The organism is Cupriavidus sp. PB-02 (genome assembly GCF_058252315.1).
In genome coordinates this window covers 381,779-402,554 of the sequence record NZ_JBXPSX010000003.1, presented here as the reverse complement: position 1 = coordinate 402,554, position 20,776 = coordinate 381,779, and the positions used below count along the sequence as shown (strand labels likewise).

19 protein-coding genes and 3 pseudogenes are annotated in these 20,776 nt (G+C 61.0%); 5 read left to right on the top strand and 17 right to left on the bottom strand.

Annotation, left to right across the window (positions count from 1 at the left end; translation table 11 throughout):
• Window positions 1–137: 137 nt before the first annotated feature.
• Window positions 138–2,072 carry an aconitate hydratase gene (locus tag AC10V3_RS36235; protein WP_490924548.1) on the top strand — a complete coding sequence of 645 codons (1,935 nt, stop codon included), beginning with the start codon at window positions 138–140 and terminating at the stop codon, window positions 2,070–2,072.
• Between the two features lie 322 nt (window positions 2,073–2,394).
• Here AC10V3_RS36235 and AC10V3_RS36230 read toward each other — a convergent pair whose 3' ends face one another.
• Window positions 2,395–2,829, bottom strand: a complete 435-nt coding sequence (locus tag AC10V3_RS36230; protein WP_490924547.1) for a universal stress protein — start codon at window positions 2,827–2,829, stop codon at window positions 2,395–2,397.
• 844 nt (window positions 2,830–3,673) lie between these two features.
• On the opposite strand from AC10V3_RS36230, the gene ltrA reads away from it, so the two are divergent.
• Together ltrA and AC10V3_RS36220 are read left to right on the top strand one after the other, a co-directional pair.
• Window positions 3,674–5,173: a group II intron reverse transcriptase/maturase gene (ltrA, locus tag AC10V3_RS36225; RefSeq protein ID WP_490924669.1), complete on the top strand. Its 1,500-nt coding sequence runs from the start codon at window positions 3,674–3,676 to the stop codon at window positions 5,171–5,173.
• Window positions 5,174–5,217: 44 nt separating this feature from the next.
• Window positions 5,218–5,868, top strand: a pseudogene (locus AC10V3_RS36220) (IS110 family RNA-guided transposase); the annotation flags it as partial.
• Here AC10V3_RS36220 and AC10V3_RS36215 read toward each other — a convergent pair.
• From AC10V3_RS36215 to AC10V3_RS36195, 5 genes are read right to left on the bottom strand one after another with little or no spacing between them, the layout of a single operon-like run.
• Window positions 5,868–6,596 (bottom strand): ABC transporter ATP-binding protein, encoded by a 729-nt coding sequence (locus tag AC10V3_RS36215; RefSeq protein WP_490924546.1) that lies wholly within the window; start codon window positions 6,594–6,596, stop codon window positions 5,868–5,870. The pseudogene AC10V3_RS36220 and the gene AC10V3_RS36215 sit on opposite strands and share 1 nt — an antisense overlap.
• Window positions 6,593–7,324: an ABC transporter ATP-binding protein gene (locus AC10V3_RS36210; RefSeq protein ID WP_490924545.1), complete on the bottom strand. Its 732-nt coding sequence runs from the start codon at window positions 7,322–7,324 to the stop codon at window positions 6,593–6,595. Before AC10V3_RS36210 ends, AC10V3_RS36215 begins: the two co-directional genes overlap by 4 nt.
• Window positions 7,321–8,268 (bottom strand): branched-chain amino acid ABC transporter permease, encoded by a 948-nt coding sequence (locus AC10V3_RS36205; RefSeq protein ID WP_490924544.1) that lies wholly within the window; start codon window positions 8,266–8,268, stop codon window positions 7,321–7,323. The genes AC10V3_RS36210 and AC10V3_RS36205 overlap by 4 nt, the downstream gene beginning before the upstream one ends.
• On the bottom strand, window positions 8,265–9,128 hold the full coding sequence (locus AC10V3_RS36200; protein ID WP_490924543.1) for a branched-chain amino acid ABC transporter permease: 864 nt from the start codon (window positions 9,126–9,128) through the stop codon (window positions 8,265–8,267). The genes AC10V3_RS36205 and AC10V3_RS36200 overlap by 4 nt, the downstream gene beginning before the upstream one ends.
• 12 nt (window positions 9,129–9,140) lie before the next feature.
• Complete coding sequence (locus tag AC10V3_RS36195; RefSeq protein ID WP_490924668.1) at window positions 9,141–10,379, bottom strand: amino acid ABC transporter substrate-binding protein; 1,239 nt, start codon at window positions 10,377–10,379, stop codon at window positions 9,141–9,143.
• Window positions 10,380–10,706: 327 nt separating this feature from the next.
• Between AC10V3_RS36195 and AC10V3_RS36190 the strand changes: the two are divergent.
• Window positions 10,707–10,922 (top strand): annotated as a pseudogene (locus tag AC10V3_RS36190) (bb3-type cytochrome oxidase subunit IV); the annotation flags it as partial.
• 60 nt (window positions 10,923–10,982) lie between these two features.
• On the opposite strand, the pseudogene AC10V3_RS36185 reads toward AC10V3_RS36190, so the two are convergent.
• From AC10V3_RS36185 to AC10V3_RS36135, 11 genes and pseudogenes are all read right to left on the bottom strand, one after another.
• Window positions 10,983–11,201, bottom strand: a pseudogene (locus AC10V3_RS36185) (hypothetical protein); the annotation flags it as partial.
• Complete coding sequence (locus AC10V3_RS36180; RefSeq protein WP_490924667.1) at window positions 11,152–11,361, bottom strand: isoprenylcysteine carboxylmethyltransferase family protein; 210 nt, start codon at window positions 11,359–11,361, stop codon at window positions 11,152–11,154. The gene AC10V3_RS36180 and the pseudogene AC10V3_RS36185, both read right to left, overlap by 50 nt.
• Window positions 11,362–11,657: 296 nt before the next feature.
• Window positions 11,658–11,939, bottom strand: coding sequence for a DUF2933 domain-containing protein (locus AC10V3_RS36175; RefSeq protein ID WP_490924542.1), 282 nt, complete (start codon window positions 11,937–11,939; stop codon window positions 11,658–11,660).
• Between the two features lie 313 nt (window positions 11,940–12,252).
• Complete coding sequence (locus tag AC10V3_RS36170) at window positions 12,253–12,498, bottom strand: DUF2933 domain-containing protein (protein ID WP_490924541.1); 246 nt, start codon at window positions 12,496–12,498, stop codon at window positions 12,253–12,255.
• Window positions 12,499–12,553: 55 nt separating this feature from the next.
• Entirely contained in the window at window positions 12,554–12,856 is a 303-nt protein-coding gene (locus tag AC10V3_RS36165; RefSeq protein WP_490924540.1) for a hypothetical protein, read from the bottom strand.
• A 157-nt stretch (window positions 12,857–13,013) separates the two neighbouring features.
• Window positions 13,014–13,256: a hypothetical protein gene (locus AC10V3_RS36160; RefSeq protein ID WP_490924539.1), complete on the bottom strand. Its 243-nt coding sequence runs from the start codon at window positions 13,254–13,256 to the stop codon at window positions 13,014–13,016.
• Between the two features lie 119 nt (window positions 13,257–13,375).
• Window positions 13,376–13,759 carry a hypothetical protein gene (locus tag AC10V3_RS36155; protein ID WP_490924538.1) on the bottom strand — a complete coding sequence of 128 codons (384 nt, stop codon included), beginning with the start codon at window positions 13,757–13,759 and terminating at the stop codon, window positions 13,376–13,378.
• Between the two features lie 99 nt (window positions 13,760–13,858).
• The gene (locus tag AC10V3_RS36150) at window positions 13,859–16,150 is read right to left on the bottom strand and encodes a heavy metal translocating P-type ATPase (RefSeq protein WP_490924537.1); all 2,292 of its coding nucleotides are present in this window, start codon (window positions 16,148–16,150) and stop codon (window positions 13,859–13,861) included.
• Between the two features lie 146 nt (window positions 16,151–16,296).
• Window positions 16,297–16,722, bottom strand: a complete 426-nt coding sequence (gene cueR, locus AC10V3_RS36145; RefSeq protein WP_490924536.1) for a Cu(I)-responsive transcriptional regulator — start codon at window positions 16,720–16,722, stop codon at window positions 16,297–16,299.
• Between the two features lie 311 nt (window positions 16,723–17,033).
• The gene (locus AC10V3_RS36140) at window positions 17,034–19,250 is read right to left on the bottom strand and encodes a xanthine dehydrogenase family protein molybdopterin-binding subunit (protein ID WP_490924535.1); all 2,217 of its coding nucleotides are present in this window, start codon (window positions 19,248–19,250) and stop codon (window positions 17,034–17,036) included.
• 11 nt (window positions 19,251–19,261) lie between these two features.
• Window positions 19,262–19,732 (bottom strand): (2Fe-2S)-binding protein, encoded by a 471-nt coding sequence (locus AC10V3_RS36135; RefSeq protein ID WP_490924534.1) that lies wholly within the window; start codon window positions 19,730–19,732, stop codon window positions 19,262–19,264.
• A 631-nt stretch (window positions 19,733–20,363) separates the two neighbouring features.
• Between AC10V3_RS36135 and AC10V3_RS36130 the strand changes: the two genes are divergently transcribed.
• Window positions 20,364–20,717 (top strand): DUF488 domain-containing protein, encoded by a 354-nt coding sequence (locus AC10V3_RS36130; protein WP_490924533.1) that lies wholly within the window; start codon window positions 20,364–20,366, stop codon window positions 20,715–20,717.
• Window positions 20,718–20,776: the final 59 nt, after the last annotated feature.

Genomic DNA, 20,776 nt, shown 5'->3' with positions numbered 1-20,776 from the left:
ACGCAATTGCTGGCTGTCCTCGACAATGCCGAGATGAAGTCCTTGAAGTGAAGTCTACCGCCCATCCTTATCCAGGAATGGACTCTCCCAGTTGCGAGGCGTCGTCCCTCACAGCGCTCACCGAATAGAGGCAAACCATGGGAAAAAGTGTCGCCCAAAAGCTGATTGACGCACACCTCCTCAGTGGTCGTACGCAGCCTGGCGAGGAGATTGCTCTGCGCATCGACCAGACGCTGACCCAGGACGCCACCGGTACGATGGTCATGCTCGAGCTTGAGGCGATGCAGCTGGACCGCGTCAAGACCGAGCTTTCCGCCCAGTACGTGGACCACAATCTGCTGCAGGAGGACTTCAGAAATCCGGACGATCACCTGTTTCTGCTCAGCGCCTGCAAGCGCTTCGGCGTCTGGTACAGCCGGGCTGGCAATGGCGTCAGCCACCCCACCCACATGCAGCGGTTCGGTTGTCCGGGCAAGACGCTTCTCGGCTCGGACAGCCATACCTGCGCGGCCGGCTCACTAGGCATGCTGGCGATCGGAGCCGGCGGAGTGGAGGTTGCCATGGCGATGGCCGGTGAGCCGTTCTACCTGAAGATGCCGGAAATCTGGGGCATCAAGTTGACCGGGGAGTTGCCGGACTGGGTCAGCGCCAAGGATGTGATTTTGGAAATGTTGCGGCGATACGGGGTCGACGGCGGCATCGGCCGCATCATCGAGTACCACGGACCGGGCCTGGACAAGCTGTCGGCCATGGATCGACATGTGATCGCCAACATGGGTGCCGAGCTCGGCGCGACAACCAGCGTCTTTCCCGCCGATGAAGCGGTGCGGCGTTTTCTCGCGTCCGAGGGTCGCGAGGATGCTTTCACCAGCCTGCTGGCCGATGCTGACTGCCGCTATGACATGGAGGCAGAAATTGCCCTGTCGCTGCTCGAACCATTGATTGCCAAACCGTCCAGTCCGGGCAACGTCGTCCCGGTGCGAGAAGTGGCCGGCGAAGAAATTTATCAGGCCTATATCGGGTCCTCTGCCAATCCAGGCTACCGTGACTTCGCAGTGGCGGCCCAGATCGTCCGGAACGGCACGGTGGCGCCACATGTCTCGTTCGACGTGAATCCGACCTCTCGCAGTATGCTGGAAACCTTGATGCGCGACGGCCACGTGCTTCACCTGCTACACGCCGGTGCGCGCCTGCATCAGGCCGGCTGCAACGGCTGCATCGGCATGGGCCAGGCTCCGGCCACCGGGAAAAACAGCCTGCGCACCGTGCCGCGCAATTTCGCGGGCCGCTCAGGCACGCACGAGGATCACGTCTGGTTGTGTAGTCCGGAGACAGCTGCGGCCTCGGCCCTGACTGGGAGAATCACGGATCCGCGCGCGTTGGACATGGACTACCCGCGTATCAAAGAACCAGACGATCCAGTAATTAACACGCAGAACCTCGTGGCGCCGTTGTCATACGAACAAGCCCGCGAGCAGACCCTACTGAAGGGCCCGAATATCCATTCGCTACCGGATTTCCAGCCGTTACCGAACAAGCTCAGCTTGCCGGTACTGCTAAAGGTCGGTGACAACATCTCCACCGATGACATCATGCCGGCCGGTGCTCGCGTGCTGCCCTACCGCAGCAACATTCCCGCGATCAGCGAGTTCGTCTACGAGCAGCTCGACGAACACTACGTGCAGCGCGCTAAGACCGCTGGCGACCACGCCATCGCGGGCGGGCTGAACTACGGCCAGGGCTCAAGCCGCGAACACGCGGCTATCGCGCCGCGATATCTGGGGCTGCGCGTCGTCATCGCCAAAGGTTTCGCACGCATCCACTGGCAAAACCTGATCAACTTTGGGGTGCTGCCACTGACGTTTAAGCACGCCGGCGACTATGACAAACTGGCGCAGGGCGACGTGCTGATGCTCGAGCAACTCGACGTCGCCCTGGCCGCAGGATCCGAGATCGAGGCCAGCATCGACGGCGCCGGCGAGCGCCTGACACTGACCCACCAACTCTCGCCGCGTCAGGTCGCGGTGCTGCGCGCCGGCGGCCTGATCAATTGGATGCGTCTGCGGCACTGAACGCAGGGGAAATCGTCCGCTCGCGTTGAAAACAAGTCGTGCAGCTGATGCTACAGCGCCAGTTCGGTGAGGACGCGCCAGTCGATCCCGCAAACGCGCCACTCCACCTTTGGGGTGTCGTACCTTTCGTTCACTCTGGCGGGCATAGCCTTGAAAGTCGCCGACTTTTCGGAAATCTCACCGCCGAAACGCATGTCACCTGACGCATCGCGCGGCCTAACCCTTGCTTTGACACACTCTCCTTGAGGGAGTCGTGACAATCGGTTATCCCGTAGCGTTCGGCCTCGGGTCCGTTCCATGCCCAACTACTGGCGGAGAAGCCCTAGCGGTAGACTAGGACCGGAATTGTGCAATGCGTGAGGACCTTCTGTGTTTCACTTCCGACCAACAGGCCTGCGAGGCCGCGACGGCCGTGGGATGCCATGAATATCACATCACAGCCGTGCCGGGTGGCAGCCTCCACGATGTCCTTGTACGGCGTGGCAGAGATCGTCATATCGGTGCCACAGGTGACACTTTCCGCCTTTGCCTCCGCGACAATCTGGTTCAGACGGGAACTCGCTTCCGCTGCTGCGTGCTCCTCGAATGCCTTGCGTGTCTGGTGGCCGGCATCGCTCGATTGCAAGAACGGATATTCATCCATGCAAGTGAAGGCGGTAATCTTCGCGCCGCTTGACTTCGCAAATTCGATGGCTGCAGCCGTAGCTTTCCTGGAGAGATCGGAACCGTCAGTGGGGAGCAGGACGTGCTTGAACATATTATGTCTCCTTTATTCAAATGGGGTAGGCGGCTGTCTTTAATAATAGGTTTATTTCTCAATATTTTCGAATAAAAATACTGCATCCGGCCTTGATTTCAAGGGGCGTTAATGGGATGGACGCTCCCGTGAAGGTACACGAGTGCCAAACTGGTGAGCCTGGCAACCTCTCAAACAGGAGCATCCCACATGAAGGTCACGACCTTCGGCATCGACTTGGCGAAGAATGTGTTTGTGCGACCTGCAAGTCGCCTGAATTTCTGTTTCACAGGAGAACGTATGGCCTGACGAAACCGGTTGTTCCATCAACCGTTCCCTACCCAGACATGCGGAGCCGGTAACAGCTCGGTGTGAAGCTCTGGGGACAACGTAGCCGCCGGATAACCGGTACGCCCAGCCGCGAGGCGAAGCGGAATCTGCCAGCACGAAGGCGGAGAGGAGCAAGGGATGAGTGGGTACGACCAACATATGTGAACTTCTGATAAACGTCGTGATCTTTGACAAGCCAAACGTGCTGACAGGCTTGAACCAAAACGGTATGCGGTGAGGAGTGGTCTTTGAATACTGGGCCACCATGGACAACCAGCCGCCGGCGAAGAGGAAGGGTCCGCCCCGCTCGGAGATTCATGCGGAACAGGGTAAGCCCATCATGCTGCCGGTGACGGCAGGCGAACCGCAAGGAACGCTGTTGGCGTGGTGGGTAAAGGAACGCGGAGAAAGCGAACGCCCGGCTGTAATGGCCGGGATACGGGCTGCAACATTGCCCGACACGAAAGTGGGCAGACTTCCGCAGGGTCATTCATGGCGAGAGAACCTTGACCAACCGTTATACGAGGGAAAGCAGATGACGGCGTACGATGCGAAAGTGTCGGGAGCTGGTGCGTCCTCGCACGCTGCACAGATGTGGGATCAGGCGAACTGGCCCCACATTGAGGCAGAGGTGAAACGGCTTCAGGTGCGTATCGCCAAGGTGGTCCGGGAAGGCCGATGGGGCAAGGTGAAAGCCCTGCAACGTCTGCTGACCCGCTCGCATAGCGGCAAGATGTTGGCCGTGAAGCGTGTGACGGAAAATCGCGGTAAGAGGACGCCGGGGGTGGACGGCAGGATATGGTCGTCCCCGGCGGCCAGATGGAGCGGAATGGTGTCGCTACGTCATCGCGGCTATCGGGCGATGCCGCTGCGGCGGGTTTACATTCCCAAGAGTAACGGCAAGAAGCGTCCGTTAGGAATTCCTTGTATGCGGTGCCGGGCGATGCAGGCTTTATGGAAGCTCGCTCTGGAACCCGTCGCGGAGACTCTGGCGGATGCCAATTCCTACGGCTTTCGGTCCGGACGCTCGACCGCCGATGCCATCGAGCAGTGCTTCAACGTTCTGGCTAAGCGTGCCTCGCCAGAATGGGTTCTGGAGGGTGACATTCGAGGCTGTTTCGACAACTTCAGTCATTCCTGGTTCCTGGAGAACGTACCGATGGATAAGGGGGTTCTGCGAAAGTGGCTTCAGGCCGGATATATCGATGAGGGAACTCTGTTCGAGTCGCGGGCGGGTACACCCCAAGGGGGTGTCATCTCGCCCGTAATCGCGAATATGGCGCTGGATGGGCTTGAAGCGGCAGTCCATGCAAGTGTAGGAACATCCAAACTTGCTCGCAGCAAGGCTCAGCTCAACGTCGTCCGTTATGCCGATGACTTTTTGGTGACTGGCGTGTCGAGAGATGTGCTGGAATCCCGGGTGCTTCCCGCGGTCAGGCAGTTTATGGCCGCCCGAGGTCTGGAACTCTCGGAAGAGAAGACCAGGATCACCAACATAGCGGAGGGTTTCGATTTCCTTGGCCAAAACGTGCGCAAGTACGGCGGCAAACTGCTGATCAAGCCAGCGAAGAAAAGTATCAAATCGCTGCTCGACAAGGTCAGGGAAGTCATCAAGGACAACGCGAGTGTCACCCAAGAGGCGTTGATCCGTAGGCTGACCCCGATCATTCGGGGTTGGGCTATGTATCATCGCCACGTCGTGGCAAAAGCGACCTTCTCAACGATCGACTCGCACATCTGGCACCTGCTCTGGAAGTGGGCAAGACGTAGGCACCCCACGAAAGGAGCCCGGTGGGTCTGGAAACGTTACTTCCGGTGTGACGGACATCGGTCCTGGGATTTTGCAACGAAGGGTTCGACCGAGGATGACACCTGCGGCCTGCAACTCTTCCGCGCAGCGACGGTCGCCATCCAGCGCCACATCAAAATCCGGGGACTGGCCAATCCATTTGATCCGGCATGGGACATCTACCTTGCCCGCCGTCGAACCGCGAAACGTTCCGCCGGGCTGTCCGGTGCCACCCAATGGCGCTGAAGAAATGGCTTGAGCCGGATGCGGGGCGACCTGCACGTCCGGTTCTGAGGGGGCGGCGGCGCAGTAATGCGTCGCTGCTACCCGACCAGATCCACGGTGTGAATGAGCCTGGCAAAGCGACGTTGAGGAAGCAGCTCAAGCGTGCCGAGGTGGCCGAGTTCTTTGCGACTCTGCCGCCGAGTGTGATTGGGATGGAGGCGGGTGGCAGCGCTCACCACTGGGCCCGTAAGCTGCAAAGCTTTGGGCACACGGTGCGGCTGATGGCGCCGCAATTCGTCAAACCGTACGTCAAGCCCAACAAGAACGATGCGGCCGATGCTGAGGCGATCTGCCAAGCGGTAGCACGACCGAACATGAGATTCGTGCCGATCAAGAATGTTGAGCAGCAGGCGGTGCTGGCATTGCACCGTGCGCGTCAGGGCTTCGTGAAAGCGCGTATCTCGCAGGCCGACCAGATCCGCGGATTGTTGGCTGAGTTTGGGTTGGTTGTTCCCCAGGGCATTGGGAACATTGCCAGGCAGGTGCCGGAGTTGATCGAGGATGCGACCAATGATCTGCACGGCTCGTTCCGTATGCTCATCCAGCGGCTGCTGGAGCATCTGAAGGAACTGGACCGTCAGGCCGATGAAATTGGCGCGCAGATCGAGGCATGGCATCGGGATAACGAGTTGAGCCGCAAGCCGATTACCGCCTCTTAAGTCCCCAGGTAGGCGCGCCGAACCTCCGGGTCGTCAATCAGCGCCTTCGCCGGGCCGCTGCGCACAATGCGCCCCGCTTCCAACACGTAGCCCCGGTCAGCCAACGATAACGCGAGGTGGACGTCCTGCTCCACCAATAGCAACGTCACGCCTTCGCGCCGTATCGCGGCGAGTACGCCAACCAACTGCTCGATCACCACGGGCGCCAGTCCGAGGCTCATTTCGTCGACCATCATCAGGACCGGCGCGGCCATCAGCGCGCGTGCCATGGCACACATCTGCTGCTCACCGCCGGACATGCTCCCGGCCAACTGATGCCGCCGCTCGGCCATCCGGGGAAACAGCGCGTAGACCCGGTCCAGGCCGCGCGCCACGGCCGCCTTATCGCGGCGGCGGTATGCGCCCATCAGCAGATTGTCCTGTACGGTCATGCGCTCGAATAGCTGGCGCCCTTCCGGTACCTGCACCAGGCCTAGGGCAAACGCCTGGTCAGGCGTCATGCCGGCCAGGTCGCGGCCGTCCAGCACGACCTGTCCCCTGCAGGGCAGGACGCGCGACAGCGCCCGCAGCAACGTGGTCTTGCCCGCACCGTTGCTGCCGATCAGTGCGACGATCTCGCCCGCGCGAATGGCGAGCGCCACGTCATGCAGGACCAGCATTTCACCATAGCCGGCACTGAGTGCTTCGACTTCGAGCAACCAGGCCGGTCCATGGGCATCGTTCATACACGCCGCTTGCCCAGATAGGCCAGGATGACCCCGGGATCCGCCAGCACCGCGTCCGGGGTGCCATCGGCGATCTTCTCGCCGTGGTGCAGCACAAGCAAGCGGTCCGATAGACTCTTGATGGCCTTGATCACATGCTCGATCACCAGGATGCTGATGCCCTGGTCGCGCACCTTGCGAATGACATCGATCAGCGCCTCGATCTCCACCAGGTTCAGGCCCGCCATGACTTCATCGCAAAGCAGCACCGCGGGCCGCATGGCAAGCGCCTTGGCCAGCTCAAGGCGCTTGCGGCCAGGCCCGCTCAGCTCGTCGGCGAGCCGGCCGGCGTCGCCGCCGAGTCCGACGAAATCCAGGCTGGCCCGGGCTTGCTCCCGGGCCTGGGCCAGGCTGGCGACGCCGCCGTGGCCAAACAGCGCGCCCACCGAGACGTTATCCAGCACCGACATCCCGGGAAAAGGCCGCATGACCTGGAAGGTGCGTCCTATCCCCAATCGTGCGCGACGGTAGGCCGGCAGACGGGTGACCGGCACCCCGCGGAACAGTACCTCACCTGTGCTCATCGCCAGGGTGCCACTGATGATGCTGACCAGCGTGGTCTTGCCCGCCCCATTGGGTCCGATCAGGCCCAGGATCTCGCCGGGCGCCAGTGTCAGGCTGACATCGTTGACGGCGACCAGGCCATTAAAGCGGCGGCTTGCATGGCGGACTTCCAGGATCGGGCTCATATCCGGTGCGTGAGTATGTTTTCGATGAAATAGCGCCAGCCCGTCTTCCGGAGCCGCCGCAGCAGGTCGGCAAGGCCGCGTGGCATCAGTACCACCGCTGCGATAATGACCACACCAAAGAACAAGCCAGCAACGCTGGTGACTTCGCTGGACAGCATTTCGGCGATCACCGACAGCGCGAACGCGCCCACGATCGGACCCAGCACAGTACCCGGACCGCCGAACACTGCCATGATGATCATCATGACGTTGAGGCTGATATCGAATGCACTTTCCGGATCCAGAAACGTGATCCAATAGGCATGGATGCCGCCGGCCAGCGCGCAGTACGCACCGGACAACGCAAACGCCAGCACCTTGTATAGCGTCGTGTTCACGCCCATGACGGCAGCGCCCTCCTCGTTCTCGCGGATGGCGATCAGCCCGAAGCCGAAGCGGCTGCGGGTAAGCCAGAACACCGTCAGCGTCGCCAGCACCAACAGACCCAGGGACAGTTCATAGAAAAGCGGGTCGTTGTTCAACGGTGGCAGTACCAGCCCGATATTCTGTCCGGCCAGCGGCACGTTCGAGACGATGGCCGTCATGACCTGTGCCAGCGCCAGCGTGGCGATAGCGAAGTAGTGGCCCTTGAGGCGCAATACCGGCAAGCCCAGCAGGATGGCAAAGACCACCGCCAGCGCCATGCCGAAAGCCAGGCCCGCGGCAAACGGCCAGCCCCACTGCACCATGCCGATGGCAACGCCATAGCTGCCCAGCCCGTAGAAAACGGAATTGCCGAACGAAGCGTAGCCGGTATAGCCGCCAATGATGTTCCACCCTTGCGCCAGCACGGCCAGCAACAACGCATTGATGCCGAACTGGACCAGAATGTCCGAGCCGTACCACGGCACACCCGCTGCCACGGCCAGCACAAGCAGGATCAGCACCGCGCGCGCCATCGTCATGCAGTCCTCCCCAACAAGCCGCCAGGCCGCAGGACCAGTACCAGCACCAGGATGCTAAAGCTCGCCACGTTGGCAAAGGTCGCGCCGATGTAGAGCGTGGTCAGCGCTTCGATCACGCCGAGGAACAAGCCGCCCACGATGACGCCAAGCGGATTGTCGAGACCGCCGATGATCGAGATGGCGAACGACTTGGCCGTCAGCGCCGCCCCAATGTAAGGATTGATCTGCGAGACCGTGCCATAGAGGCCGCCGGCGGCGCCGGCCAGCGCAACACCGAGGCCGAAGGTCACGGCGTACAGGTGACGCGGTTCCACGCCATACAGGCGTGCTGCGACCAGGTTCTGCGCGGTCGCGCGGATGGCGCGTCCCAGGCGCGAATGCAACAGGAACAGCCACAGGCCGACGGTCAGCACGATCGCCACCGCGAACGCCGCTAGCCGCGCCAGCGGCACCACCACGGGCCCGAGTGCGAGGCTGCTGCCGGCGTACGAGGGGTTGATGGCGCGGAAGTCTGCCGAGAAAAACAGTTGCGCCAGATAGGTCAGCACCACCTCAAGCCCGAAGGTAATCAGCAAGGTGTTGAACATGGGCGCGCGCACGACTAGGTTGAGCAAGCCGCGCTGCAGCGCATAACCCAGGCAGAACATGCCAGCGCCGGTGAGCGGCAATCCCAGAAACGGATCAATATGCAGGTAGGTGTATAGATACCACGATGCGTAGGCGCCCAGCATGATGAAGGCGCCGTGCGCAAGATTGACGATGTTGAGCACGCCCCAGACCAGGGCCAGCCCGAGCGCCATGACAGCGTACAGCCCGCCCAGCAACACGCCGTTCAAAAGGATCTGCGCGAGCAAGTCCATGCCGCCTCCCGATCAGCGCGCGGTCCAGGCAGGCATGGGATACTTCGGCGGCCTGACGAACCGGTTCGCCTCATAAACCTTCGCAAGTACGTCGCCCTGCACCTGGATCACCACCTGGGGCAGATCGATCTGGCCATGCGCATTGAAGGCGACGGGGCCATACAAACTGTCGAATCTGATGCTCGCTAGTGCGTCGCGCACCTTCCGCGGATCGGCCGATCCGGCGTTTTCCATAGCTTGCACCAGCGCCTCCACATCAGCCACGCCAGAGGCGGCGTGATAGTCAGGCTCGTAGCCGAACCTGGCCTTGTACTCCTGCGCGAACCGCTCGGCGTCGCCGAACCAGCGGTCCTTCAGTTGCGCAGACGGCAACCAGGCCGTCATGCCGAAGGCGAAGTCGGCATCCTTGCCCAGGGCCTTGCGGAAATCCTCGCTGGGCACGCCCACGGTGAACGAGTACATGGCCGGCGATACGCCTAGGCTCCTGGCCTGCCGCACGAAGTTCAGGATCTCGGTCTCATGCCCCGCCATCAGCACAGCGTCAACCCCTTTGCTTTTGATCTGCGAGAGCAGCGAACTGAAGTCGCTGGCATTGGTGCTGTAGCGCTCGTCCATTACCAACGACAGCCCCGCCTGCTTCAGCTTCGGGCGGGTACCCTCGGCAACCGACACGTCGAACGCGTCATCAGCGTAGAGCAGCGCAACGGCCTTCGGCACCGGCTTGAGTGCCCTGAGCATCTCGATGGTGCTCCCAAAGTAGTTGCTGGCCGGCGCCAATGTCCCGAAGATATAGCGGAATCCGCGCGAGAAAATCTGATCGGAGGCGCCGCCGCCCTGCACCATGGGTATTTTGTACTTTTCCGCGACGGCGGAATCGGCCAGCGCAAAGTTGCTGGCGAACGGACCCAGCAGCAGATTGACCTTGTCCTGCGTAACCAGCTGCGTGTACTGCCGCACGCTCAGATTCACATCGGACTGGTTGTCGTAAAGCTTGAGTGCCAGTTTGTGCGACTGCGCACCCAGCTTCACGCCGCCAGCGGCGTTGATCTTGTCGACTGCCAACTGGTAGGCATCACGGTAATACCTGCCGGTGTTGGCCAACGGTCCGGTTAACTGGATCGATGCGCCCAGCACAACGTCCTGGGCCACGGCCATGTGCCAAGGCGACGATACAGCAAGCGAGGTCAAGGCGGCCAGAAAACCCGGGCGCAGGCGGGACCAGAGTTCCGACATTATTCGGCCTCCAATTATTACTCTCTACTTCTCGATAGTAGCTTCTTCCCAGAGAATGGCAACTTCCATTGGCTTCACTCCACCCGATCTTTTCATTCCACGACAGAATTCCACAGAACGGCATTTCTGTCGCGAAAAAAATATATCACGATGTGATATATTGCTCACGTAGCTTTGCCTATTCAGATCGGCAGGGTCCGTCTTTTTGACTAGGGATCTTCGACACCTATACTTCCTTCGAGTGCAGGGTACCGGAGGATCAGTACGGTGCATCGGCAGCACGGTTGACTGTGCCGGCCGGGTGCATGAGGAGTCAGGCTCATGTCATGACCATTCACCCAACCAGTGGACCCAACCGCCGAATCAGCTACCGGCTGGCGGGGCTTGGTGGCAGACTGGTCCACCGACCAGCAGGCGTTCAAGATATCGTGGGGGAAGGTCATGATGTGGATCTTCCTGGTATCCGATACCTTCATCTTCAGTTGCTTCCTGATTGGCTACATGACGGTACGGAGGATATCGACCACAGCGAACTGGCCGAATAGCGCTCATGTCTTCGCGCCCGACATGGCTCGACCGGTCATTCAAGACGTTCTTTCGCACAAGTTCGACATTTGGGGATCAGCACGAAATATGCGGGTTAGCGACTATATCGTGAGCCGGAGTTGCATCGGTCACAGGCGTCGGCCGCCTAGGGCTTGTGTAGATATAGCAGCGTGACCATGGCAGCGTGGACGCTACCTTTCCTGCCTTGTGGCACACCACCTGGAACAGCGCCATTCGATCGGTTTCAAAAGCGTGCGCGCAGCCGACCAGGTAGACACGCCAAATGCGGTACTTCCCTGAATACTGCCAGCATGATGCCGGTGTACTGGGGATGGCGGACTATCGCGTAAGGCCCCTCCTGGGCCATACGCCCTTGCCGGCTAGCCCAGTAAACTGCCGTCCACCCCCGGACCAGCAGAACGATGCCGACGAGAATGAAGATGGCACCGAGCATCATCTCGATGATGGCGCCAGTGAGACCATAACCAAGTAGTTTTGCCCACAGGTGCCCACGGTAGGCGGTGCGCGGGATGTCGAGCCCGAGGAACCCCGACAACAGGTAGATCGTAAGAGGAAATCCATACATCTCGGCGTACAGCGCGATGATGAATGCCTGAACCAGACCAGCCCCGGCCCATTCTCGCCAGCTTCGCGGTGCCACATATCAATACAATAGCCATGACACCACCCCGACCACGACCGCTACGAGGTCCCAATGGCCGTAGTGCGCCCTGAAACTCCCCATGTCGCTCACGAGACGTCTCCCAAGGTAGCGTGGTTAGCAGAGCTTGCAGTCTTTGCACCTGGGCATGCATCCCTATGCGACTTGTCTTCCCGGGTCGGCGGCTTGCGCTCGTCGCGCGAGTTCATTTCCCTCATCCCGAAGAACATCGCCAACGGGCATGCCAGGATCAGCAGGATCGGCGCGAAGGCGCGAATGGCGGCCTGGTACTGCGGGAAAGCCACGTACACGACGACAAGCAGCACGGCGAATCCAATGGCAATCTTGATCATCGTCTTGACGCTGCACATGATCGTTTCCCTCCTTGCATCAATGTTCCACACGGTTGTGAGCCCCCTTTGCTCACCATGGCAGGGGGGCACGCTCTTGCCCGCGTACTTAGGCGCTGCTCCAAAGCTTCGGGCTTAACAAAGGCTGAGCCCGCCCATCATGCGTTGATGCATCACGAGCATGCCGACCGCGCCAAGGGTTGCGAGCACGCCGATGATGGCGAACACGATCAAGAGGACTCTCCATATCAATGATTTGTTCACGCACACCTCTCGTCTTCGTTGGCCGCCTGGGCACGCATCCGCCACGCGTGCCCTACGATCTGCCGTCCAGTCACTCCTTGATTCGAAATCGAGGGGGCTTCTGCTCTGGCGCTTGCTCGGTCATCCCGCCCACTTGATCGTCGTGCGCGCTCATGCTCTTCATCATCAGCCACATCGACAATGGGCAGACCAAGAGCAGGAGATAGGGCCCAATACCCAGGACAAGCGCTCGGACCGGTGGTAATAGGGCATAGGCGGCAGCCAGCATCGCCAGCGTCGCCAGCAGGGCGATGCCTGCGGTGAACATCGCTTTCATATTGCATTTCATATGCGGTACTCCCATTGGAAAGGTTCGAATCGGAACGGCACCCTTACTTCGTCGGCGGCGTCTGGATCTTGTCCGCGTACTTGCGCATGATCTCGCCCATCGCCTGCATCATGTCCGCGTGCATCTGCATCGAAAGCTTCTCGTTGCCAGGTGGCAGGCCCATCATCGGACAGCTTCCCATCATGCCGCCGCCCATCATGTGGTCCATGTTCATGTCGTGCCCTTTGTCCTGGGCACCCGCCTTGGCGCTTTCGGCGCCACGGGTTGCAGCGGCCGCTGCGGACCAGCCGCTGGCGCCAAGCATCACAACGGCTAGGGTCGCGGCCATGAGTGATTTCGTATTCATGTCGATCTCCTTATCGATCGCAATTCAATGACCCACGTCAATCCAGCACCAGACGAGTGGGCGGACAGACAGTCAGTCCGGCTCCCCCAAGCTCGGATGCCAGAGGCCGGATCGCACGGAGGCATGCGCTTAGCCTGGTCGGCCGAAGCGCCCTCAATCACTTGGACTCGGCAGCCCCCTTCTGGCTGCCACTGTCGGTCGACTGGGAGTCCACTTGTTTCATCATTTCATCGCAGCGCGCCAGCATCGCTGCCTGAGAGGCGAACGTACTGGAGGTCGCCCCGGGGTGTTGCGCTGCAGTGCGCGCGCGATTGATGACGTCCCAGTCCGGGCCGGCGAGCGCCTGCGCGGTCGCGACGCCGAGTGAAACGAGAACGAGAGTCTTGAGAGTGGAGTGCATGATGGTCTTCCCCAGAATTCGGCTTTGTTTGGCTCACGCAACGGGGTCAGAGCACCCACGCTCGGGTAGAGCCACCAAAGTCAAGCACGCGGCCGAGGTGGGCCACGCGTGGGGATAGATCAGATTCGCAAGCGGGCGGTTGCGAGATAGACCGGACCAAGCGAGTTGTTCGCGCTGTCCGCTGTGTGGAAGATTCGGAAGGTGTACGGCGTGGGCGGGAGAACGTGTTCAAGCCCAGCCGTAGCCGGCAAGACACCGAGATCGGGACCGTGACCGTTGCTATCGGCCCAGTGCCGACCGTCCTGCTGATGGTCCGCGCACAAGGCCGGCTGCGCGCGGTCCATCTCCAGGCAGCTTGTCATGGTGGCCATTGCCGCCGGCCCCATTGTCGCCTCGGTCTCTTGCGGGCATAGGTATCCGGCCACCGCGAGGCGCGCAAAGAGTACCGTCGCCAACAACAGCAGCGCAAGCAAGCGAGTGAAGGGGCTGTGGCTATGCTTCATGAATCACGCCAAGCATTTTTCCTAGTCTAGCGCCGCCCGATCTGGGCAGCAAGGCGAGGAGACACGGGTTGGTAGAGTCGAATCCACACATGACAATAGCTACGCCACGCGGAGTCTGAGCCGTAGCGCATTGGAGATAACTGAAACCGAACTCAAGCTCATGGCCAAGGCCGCGATCATCGGCGACAGCAACCAGCCGGTGAACGGGTACAGCAACCCCGCCGCCAGCGGGATACCCAGCGCGTTATAGACAAAGGCGAAGCCCAGGTTCTGCCGCATGTTGGCGATGGTGGCTTCGGAGAGCTCGCGTGCGCGAGCGATACCGCGCAGATCGCCCTTGACGAGGGTCATCTGGGCGCTGTGCATCGCCACATCGGTACCGGTTCCCATAGCAACGCCCACGTCGGCTTTCGCCAACGCCGGCGCGTCGTTGATGCCGTCGCCGGCCATCGCGACCACGTGTCCTTCCGCTTGTAGTTTGTCAACGAGCGCAAGCTTGTTGGCCGGCGTGACCTCGCCGTGAAACTCGTCGATGCCCAGGCGCCCGGCCACCGCCCTGGCCGTGACAACGCCATCACCCGTCGCCATCACCACGCGCACTCCGGTTTGCCTGAGCGTCGCCAGTGCTTCGGGCGTACTGGCCTTGACGGGGTCGGAAACGGCAAGCACCCCGGCCAATTTCTGGCCCACCGCCAGATACATGACACTGGCGCCTTGCTGCCGGAGCGTATCGGCCTGAGCCGCCAGGGCTTCGACATTGATCTGGTCCTGGTGCATCAGGGCTGTATTGCCCAGCACGAGCTGATAGCCATCGACGCGGCCGCGTACGCCCATGCCCGTGTCCGAGGCGAACTCCTCCGCCTTCGCCAGGGCCAGGCCGCGCTCACGCGCGGCGCTGACGAGGGCTGCTGCCAGTGGATGCTCGCTGCCCTGGTCGAGGCTCGCGGCCAGACGGAGCACTTCGGTCTCATCAAACGGATCGACGCCATAGGCCCGTTCGAAGCTCGGACGGCCTTCCGTCAGCGTGCCGGTCTTGTCCACGATCAGGGTGTCGACCTTGCGGAATTGCTCGATGGCCGCCGCGTCCCGGAACAGAATGCCCTTGGTCGCGCCATTCCCACTGGCCACCATGATGGACATCGGGGTAGCCAACCCCAGCGCGCAGGGACAGGCAATGATCAGTACAGCCACCGCATTGACCAGGCCAAAGACCCAGCTCGGCTCGGGGCCGAAGACGCCCCAGGCGAAGAAGGTGAGCAACGCGATGGTTACGACCACCACCACGAACACGCCGGCGACCCGGTCCGCCATCCGCTGCATGGGCGCCTTGGAACGCTGCGCCTGGGCCACCATCTGCACGATCTGCGACAGCACCGTCTGGGCGCCGACCTTTTCCGAGCGCATCACAAGGCTGCCCGAGGTGTTGATGGTGGCGCCGATCACATGATCGCCGACGCGCTTGGAGACTGGCAGAGGCTCACCGGTGATCATCGATTCGTCGATGGCGCTGGCCCCTTCGGTCACGACGCCATCCGTGGGCACCTTCTCGCCGGGCCGAATCCGCAGCAGATCGCCGACATGCACGTGCGTCAGCGGAATATCGGCCTCGCTGCCGTCCGGATTGAGGCGGCGCGCCGTCTTGGGGGCCAGGCCGAGCAGCGACTTGATGGCTGCCGAGGTCTGCGAGCGTGCCCGCAACTCAAAGATCTGGCCCAGCAACGTCAGCGAAATGATGACGGCCGCGGCTTCGAAATAGACAGCGATCCGGCCGTGCATGAGAAAGGCGCGGGGAAAGAGCTCCGGGGCGACGGTGGCCGCGACGCTATAGACGAATGCCGTGCCCGTACCCAGACCGATCAGCGTCCACATGTTCGGGCTGCGGTTTCGGAACGACTGCAGGCAGCGGACGTAGATCGGGAAGCCTGCCCACAGGACCACCGGTGTGGACAAGACGAGTTCCACCCAGCTTTGCGTCGCAGGTTCGAGTGCCTCCAGACGGCCCCCAAGCATCACGAGCGACACGACGGCGATCGTCAGCGGCAAGGTCCACCAGAAGCGATGGCGAAACGCCGTGAGTTCGGGATTCTGGTCCTCTTCGAGGCTTGGCATGACCGGTTCCAGTGCCATGCCGCACTTTGGGCACGTCCCGGGATGATTCTGGCGGATTTCGGGGTGCATCGGGCACGTGTAGGTCGTGCCCGGCGCCGTCTCGCCTTCATCGGGCGCCGATACGCTTGGTGTCTCGACATAGCGCGTCGGCTCGGCCTCGAACCGCTGCTGGCAACCGGCACTGCAGAAGAAATACTGTGCCCCGGCATAGCTTGCCTGGTATGGCACATCGCGCTTGACCGTCATGCCGCACACCGGATCACGCGCACTGGCCTCAGACATTGGGGCGCCGTAGGTGGGGACACTCCGGTCCCGTTGATCTGACACGTGCTCGTTCGCAGTGCCGTGCCCACTGTGAGCGTGCATGTCGTCCCGCGCTGCTGCCATGGCCGCGGCGTGCCGCTGTCGATCGCTCGTATTCATCGCGGTCAATGCCTCGTTGCATTCGCCAGCCGTTGTTGCTGGGCTGCGCCACTGATTTCATCCAGAATCGGACAGGCAGGACGATCATCCCCTTCGCAAGGCCGCGACAAATACAGCAGTGTGTCACGCATGCCGGTGAGCGCGGAGATCCGTCCGTCCAATTCCTGAATCCGCTGTTCCGCGATCGCCTTCACCGTGCCGCTCGCGCGCCGCTTGTTTTGCCATAGCCCGATGAGCTCTCGAATCTGAGCCATGGAGAACCCCATGGCCAGGGCCCGTCCGATGAAGCGCAGCGTATGAATATCTGCTTCGCCATACATCCGGTAATTCGCGCCGCTGCGCCCCACCGAAGTCACAAGGCCGATACTTTCGTAGTAGCGGATCATCTTGGCCGAGACGCCGGATGCGCTGGCCGCTTCTCCTATGTTCATGCTGTGCCCCTTGCTTCTCATCGAGCCACCTTCCCGTCGGCGCGGCTTACCGTGGGCCGCTTGGTGGTCGCGCTTACCGGGATTCGATGACTTGACGATAGACCTTGCCCCAGTGGGAAGGTCAAGGACGCAATACATGCGGGTCGGGTGCTATCAGTCGTTGCGAGAATGCCTGCGCGGAATAGTCGGGTTGCATTACATGCAAAAAAAAGAGGCACAAATATGATGACGGTAAGAATCCATACCAGCCCCATCCGGTCTGTCATCCACCACGTGTCTGTGATCATCTCTACATCCTAGATTCGCCGGTCTCACGTATTCGCCCTTGCAAGCGCCGCCTTCAAGCTACTCGGTTTGAACGGTACCGAGCGCAGGCGCACTCCGGTCGCATCGAAGATGGCATTACCGATTGCTGACGGCACAACGGCACATGCCGGTTCGCCAGCGCCCCAGGGAACCTCGTGGGGCCGATCGATCAAGTCGACGACCACATCCGGCATATCCGGAAACGTCAAGATGGGGTAGCTAGCCCAATCCAGGCTTGTCACGCGAGAGCGATTGAACTTCAGTTCTTCGAATAGACTGCGGCTTACTGTCTGAATGACACCGCCTTCGATCTGATTGCGAACACCATCCGGATTGATGATCTGACCGCAATCATGTACGACCGAGGCGCGAAGGACCTTAGTCTTGCCGCTCGTACGATTGACTTCGACATCGACAACAACGCCAACGTAGGTGCGCGACAACTCGTAATGAACGTAGCTTAGACCACGCCCTCGTAGGACGTCGCCTCCGTGCCCACGGTTTCCGATCTTGTGCGGCTCCCATTTCGCCAACTGCCCCAGCCTTCTCAACAGCTCAGCGCCGCGAGCATCATCAATATGCTTGAGGCGAAACTCCAGCGGATCGGCGTCGATCGTTGCGGTGATCTCATCCAGGAAACACTCATTCGCGAACGTATTTTGCATGCGCCCCGGAGAACGGATCCACGACGGGCGCAGCGGCGTATTGGCCAATCGGTGACAGATTGTGTGTCTGTTCGGGAAACCGTACGGAATCGCCGAGTTCCGGAAAATACTGCCCGTCTCCAGGTCCTCGCGATGTGGCCGGCCGGCGAGCTGGGCAGCCAGTAGCCATACGGCAGCAGGTCCTCCGATCGGAATGTAAAAGTCGCCCTTCCACGCAACCACGTTGTCGCGCGCGTCGAGCCCCGCCTCGAGATCGATCAGCGTTGGCGGTCCCTTTGGATCCCACCCGTGCTCGTCCCAACGCATCCATTGAACGCGGACAGGACGGCCGACAGCGCGCGCCATCAGCGCCGCGTCGGCCGCGGCGTCCTCGTGGCCGTTGCGTCCGTAGCACCCTGAGCCCTCGAGGTATATGCACCTAACATCATCTTCGGCCATCGAAAACATTTGTGCGAACTGCTTGCGCAATGCATGGGTCGCCTGCGAAGCCGTCCAGCATGTGAGATTGCCGTCCTTGAACTCGGCGACGGCCGCTGAGGGGCCGATCGAGCCATGGGTCTGCAACGCGAAGTCGTAAGTGGCCTTCAGCCGCCGCGACGCCTTCTTAAGCGCGCCAGCGGCATCGCCGGCGTTGCTGGTGGTCTCGTCCTTCGCGACTTGGGTGGCGCGCACGTACGACCAGAGTTCATCCTGCGCCGGAAGAGCAGCCCACGACGTCCAAGTCGCTTTCAGCTGCCGCGCCGCCTTGATCGCGCCCCATTCGGTTTCGGCAACGACCCCACAAAAATCGCCTTCGCGCACGACCTTTACGATGCCCGGGATGCCGCGGAGGGAACTAGCATCGATGCTAAGGAGTCTGGCCCCCATCGCAGGCGGGCGGACCGGACGACCATGGAGCATCCCAGGAACCGCAAAATCTTGTACATACGTGAACTGCCCGGTCACCTTGGCTGGGATGTCAATTCGGGCTATTGGCTTTCCGACGATTGTATAGTCGCCCGGTGCCTTGAGCCGCGCGCTCTTGTCCACTGTGAGCGACAGCGTTTGGTCGGCGACCAGCTCTCCGTATCCAACGTGCTTGCCGCTGCTTTTGGAACGGACGACACCGTTCGCTATTGCGAGTCCTTCGATGGGCGCTTTCAAGCGTTCCGCAGCCATCAGATACAAGGCTTGGCGCGCGGTTGCGGCAGCCTGGCGGATTTGCATTCCCGCACCCTGGATCGAAAAGCTCCCGGAGGTGATACCTTGATCCGCTGTCAAGGCGGTGTCACCTTGAATGACAGTGACACGCTCGAACGGGACATCGAGTTCCTCGGCCGCGATCTGCGCTATCGCGGTCTGAACACCCGTTCCCAGGTCGACGTGACCGCAGTAAACCGTCACCTTGCCGTCACGGTCGATCGCGATGAATGACTCGACGTCAGTAAGCGATACCGGCTTCGCCGCCACTGCTGCATGCGCGGGCATTGCATCGAAGATGCCCTCGAGCGAAAACGCGACTACAAGAGTTCCGCTCACCTTCAAGAAGTTGCGTCGATCGATCTTGCAATTTTCCATGGCCCCGTCTCCTAGGACGTCGCGCTGGCGGCACGTCTGATCGCGCGAATGACGCGCAAGTGACTTCCACAACGACAGAGGTTGCCGGCGAGTGCCGATTTGATCTCCTCGTCGCTGGGATCCTTGTTCACTTGCAAGAGCGCAGCAGCTTGCATAATCATGCCGTTCATGCAATAGCCACACTGCATCGCTTGCTCGTCGATAAATGCCTGTTGCAGTGGGTGCAAGGTTTCCTTCGCAGCCAAGCCTTCGAGCGTTACCACACGCCGATGCGCTACCGTTGACACCGGTGTCACGCAGGAGCGAACGGCCTTGCCGTCGAGATGCACCGTGCACGCGCCACACTGACTTAGACCACATCCGAACCGCGGCCCATGCAAGCCAAGGTCGTTGCGCAGGGCATAGAGCAACGGCATTCGTGGATCATCGATTTGTACGGTTACGGGCCGTCCGTTCAGATTGAACGATATCGCTTGCGCCATGAATGGTCTCCGTTGCCCTCATTGATGAAAACAGTGAGCAGTAAATCCGCCACGCCAGTGACCTGAAGACCTGGTTTGGAACCGGCCGCTCGAGCCAACGGATCAAGTTATATCAAAGCGATCGTCATACAGCCGTCGGGGAATCTTGACACCCGCTGTGCGGAATTCGCGACCTGCGATGCGTGATGGGACTAGCCCGTTCACAACCGGCATTGAGATTATCGGACGTCACTTGTCAAGGTTTGCCTCTATTGGGTTCCCTCACGTCGAGCTAGTGTGTCACTGCAGCGAAGGAGCAGTAGTCCTTGATTGACGCGCGGAGACGAGAAAACCTCCTTGGCTAAACGTGCGTTGGTTCCCGTTGCGTCATTTTTCACGCTAAGGAGCTTCGAATGGAGAGCAAAGTACCGCTTAACCTGGTGTCGAGGAGCGATTGTCGGACTCGCGCTGATGTCGCCCCTGACCTTGCTCACCCGGCAACTTCGGCTGCTGACATCGCCCCTTCCCCACCCGCCACCGTCAAGAAGGTCAGCTCGCTGGTCACGCTTCCCGACTTCGTACCGGGATTGGGAACGCTCTATGTCGATCCGGCGTCCACGGCGGGGAGTTGTTGTACAAGCGAGGTTTGATCATGATCGAGCTCCAACGGGTATACGAGCATCGCACGACACACGGAACGCACTTTCTGGTAGAGCGGCTATGGCCGCGCGGTATCAGGAAGGACTCCCTGCACCTCAGCGATTGGCTCAAAGACGTCGCGCCCAGCGATTCGCTGCGCCGCTGGTTCCAGCACGACGTAGCCAAATGGGCGGAGTTCCAGCGCCGCTACCGAAAGGAATTGGATGCGCACCCGGACGCGTGGGCACCGATCGTGACTGCCGCGCACGGGGGCGACGTGGTTCTGCTATACAGCTCGCACGACACCGAGCACAACAACGCGGTGGTCCTGCGCGACTATGTCAACGAGAGACTTGCTCAGCGATGACCGGACACGCATTTCTAGCTGCTGGTGGGTAACGTCGGTCGGCAACCCCGCATCGATGA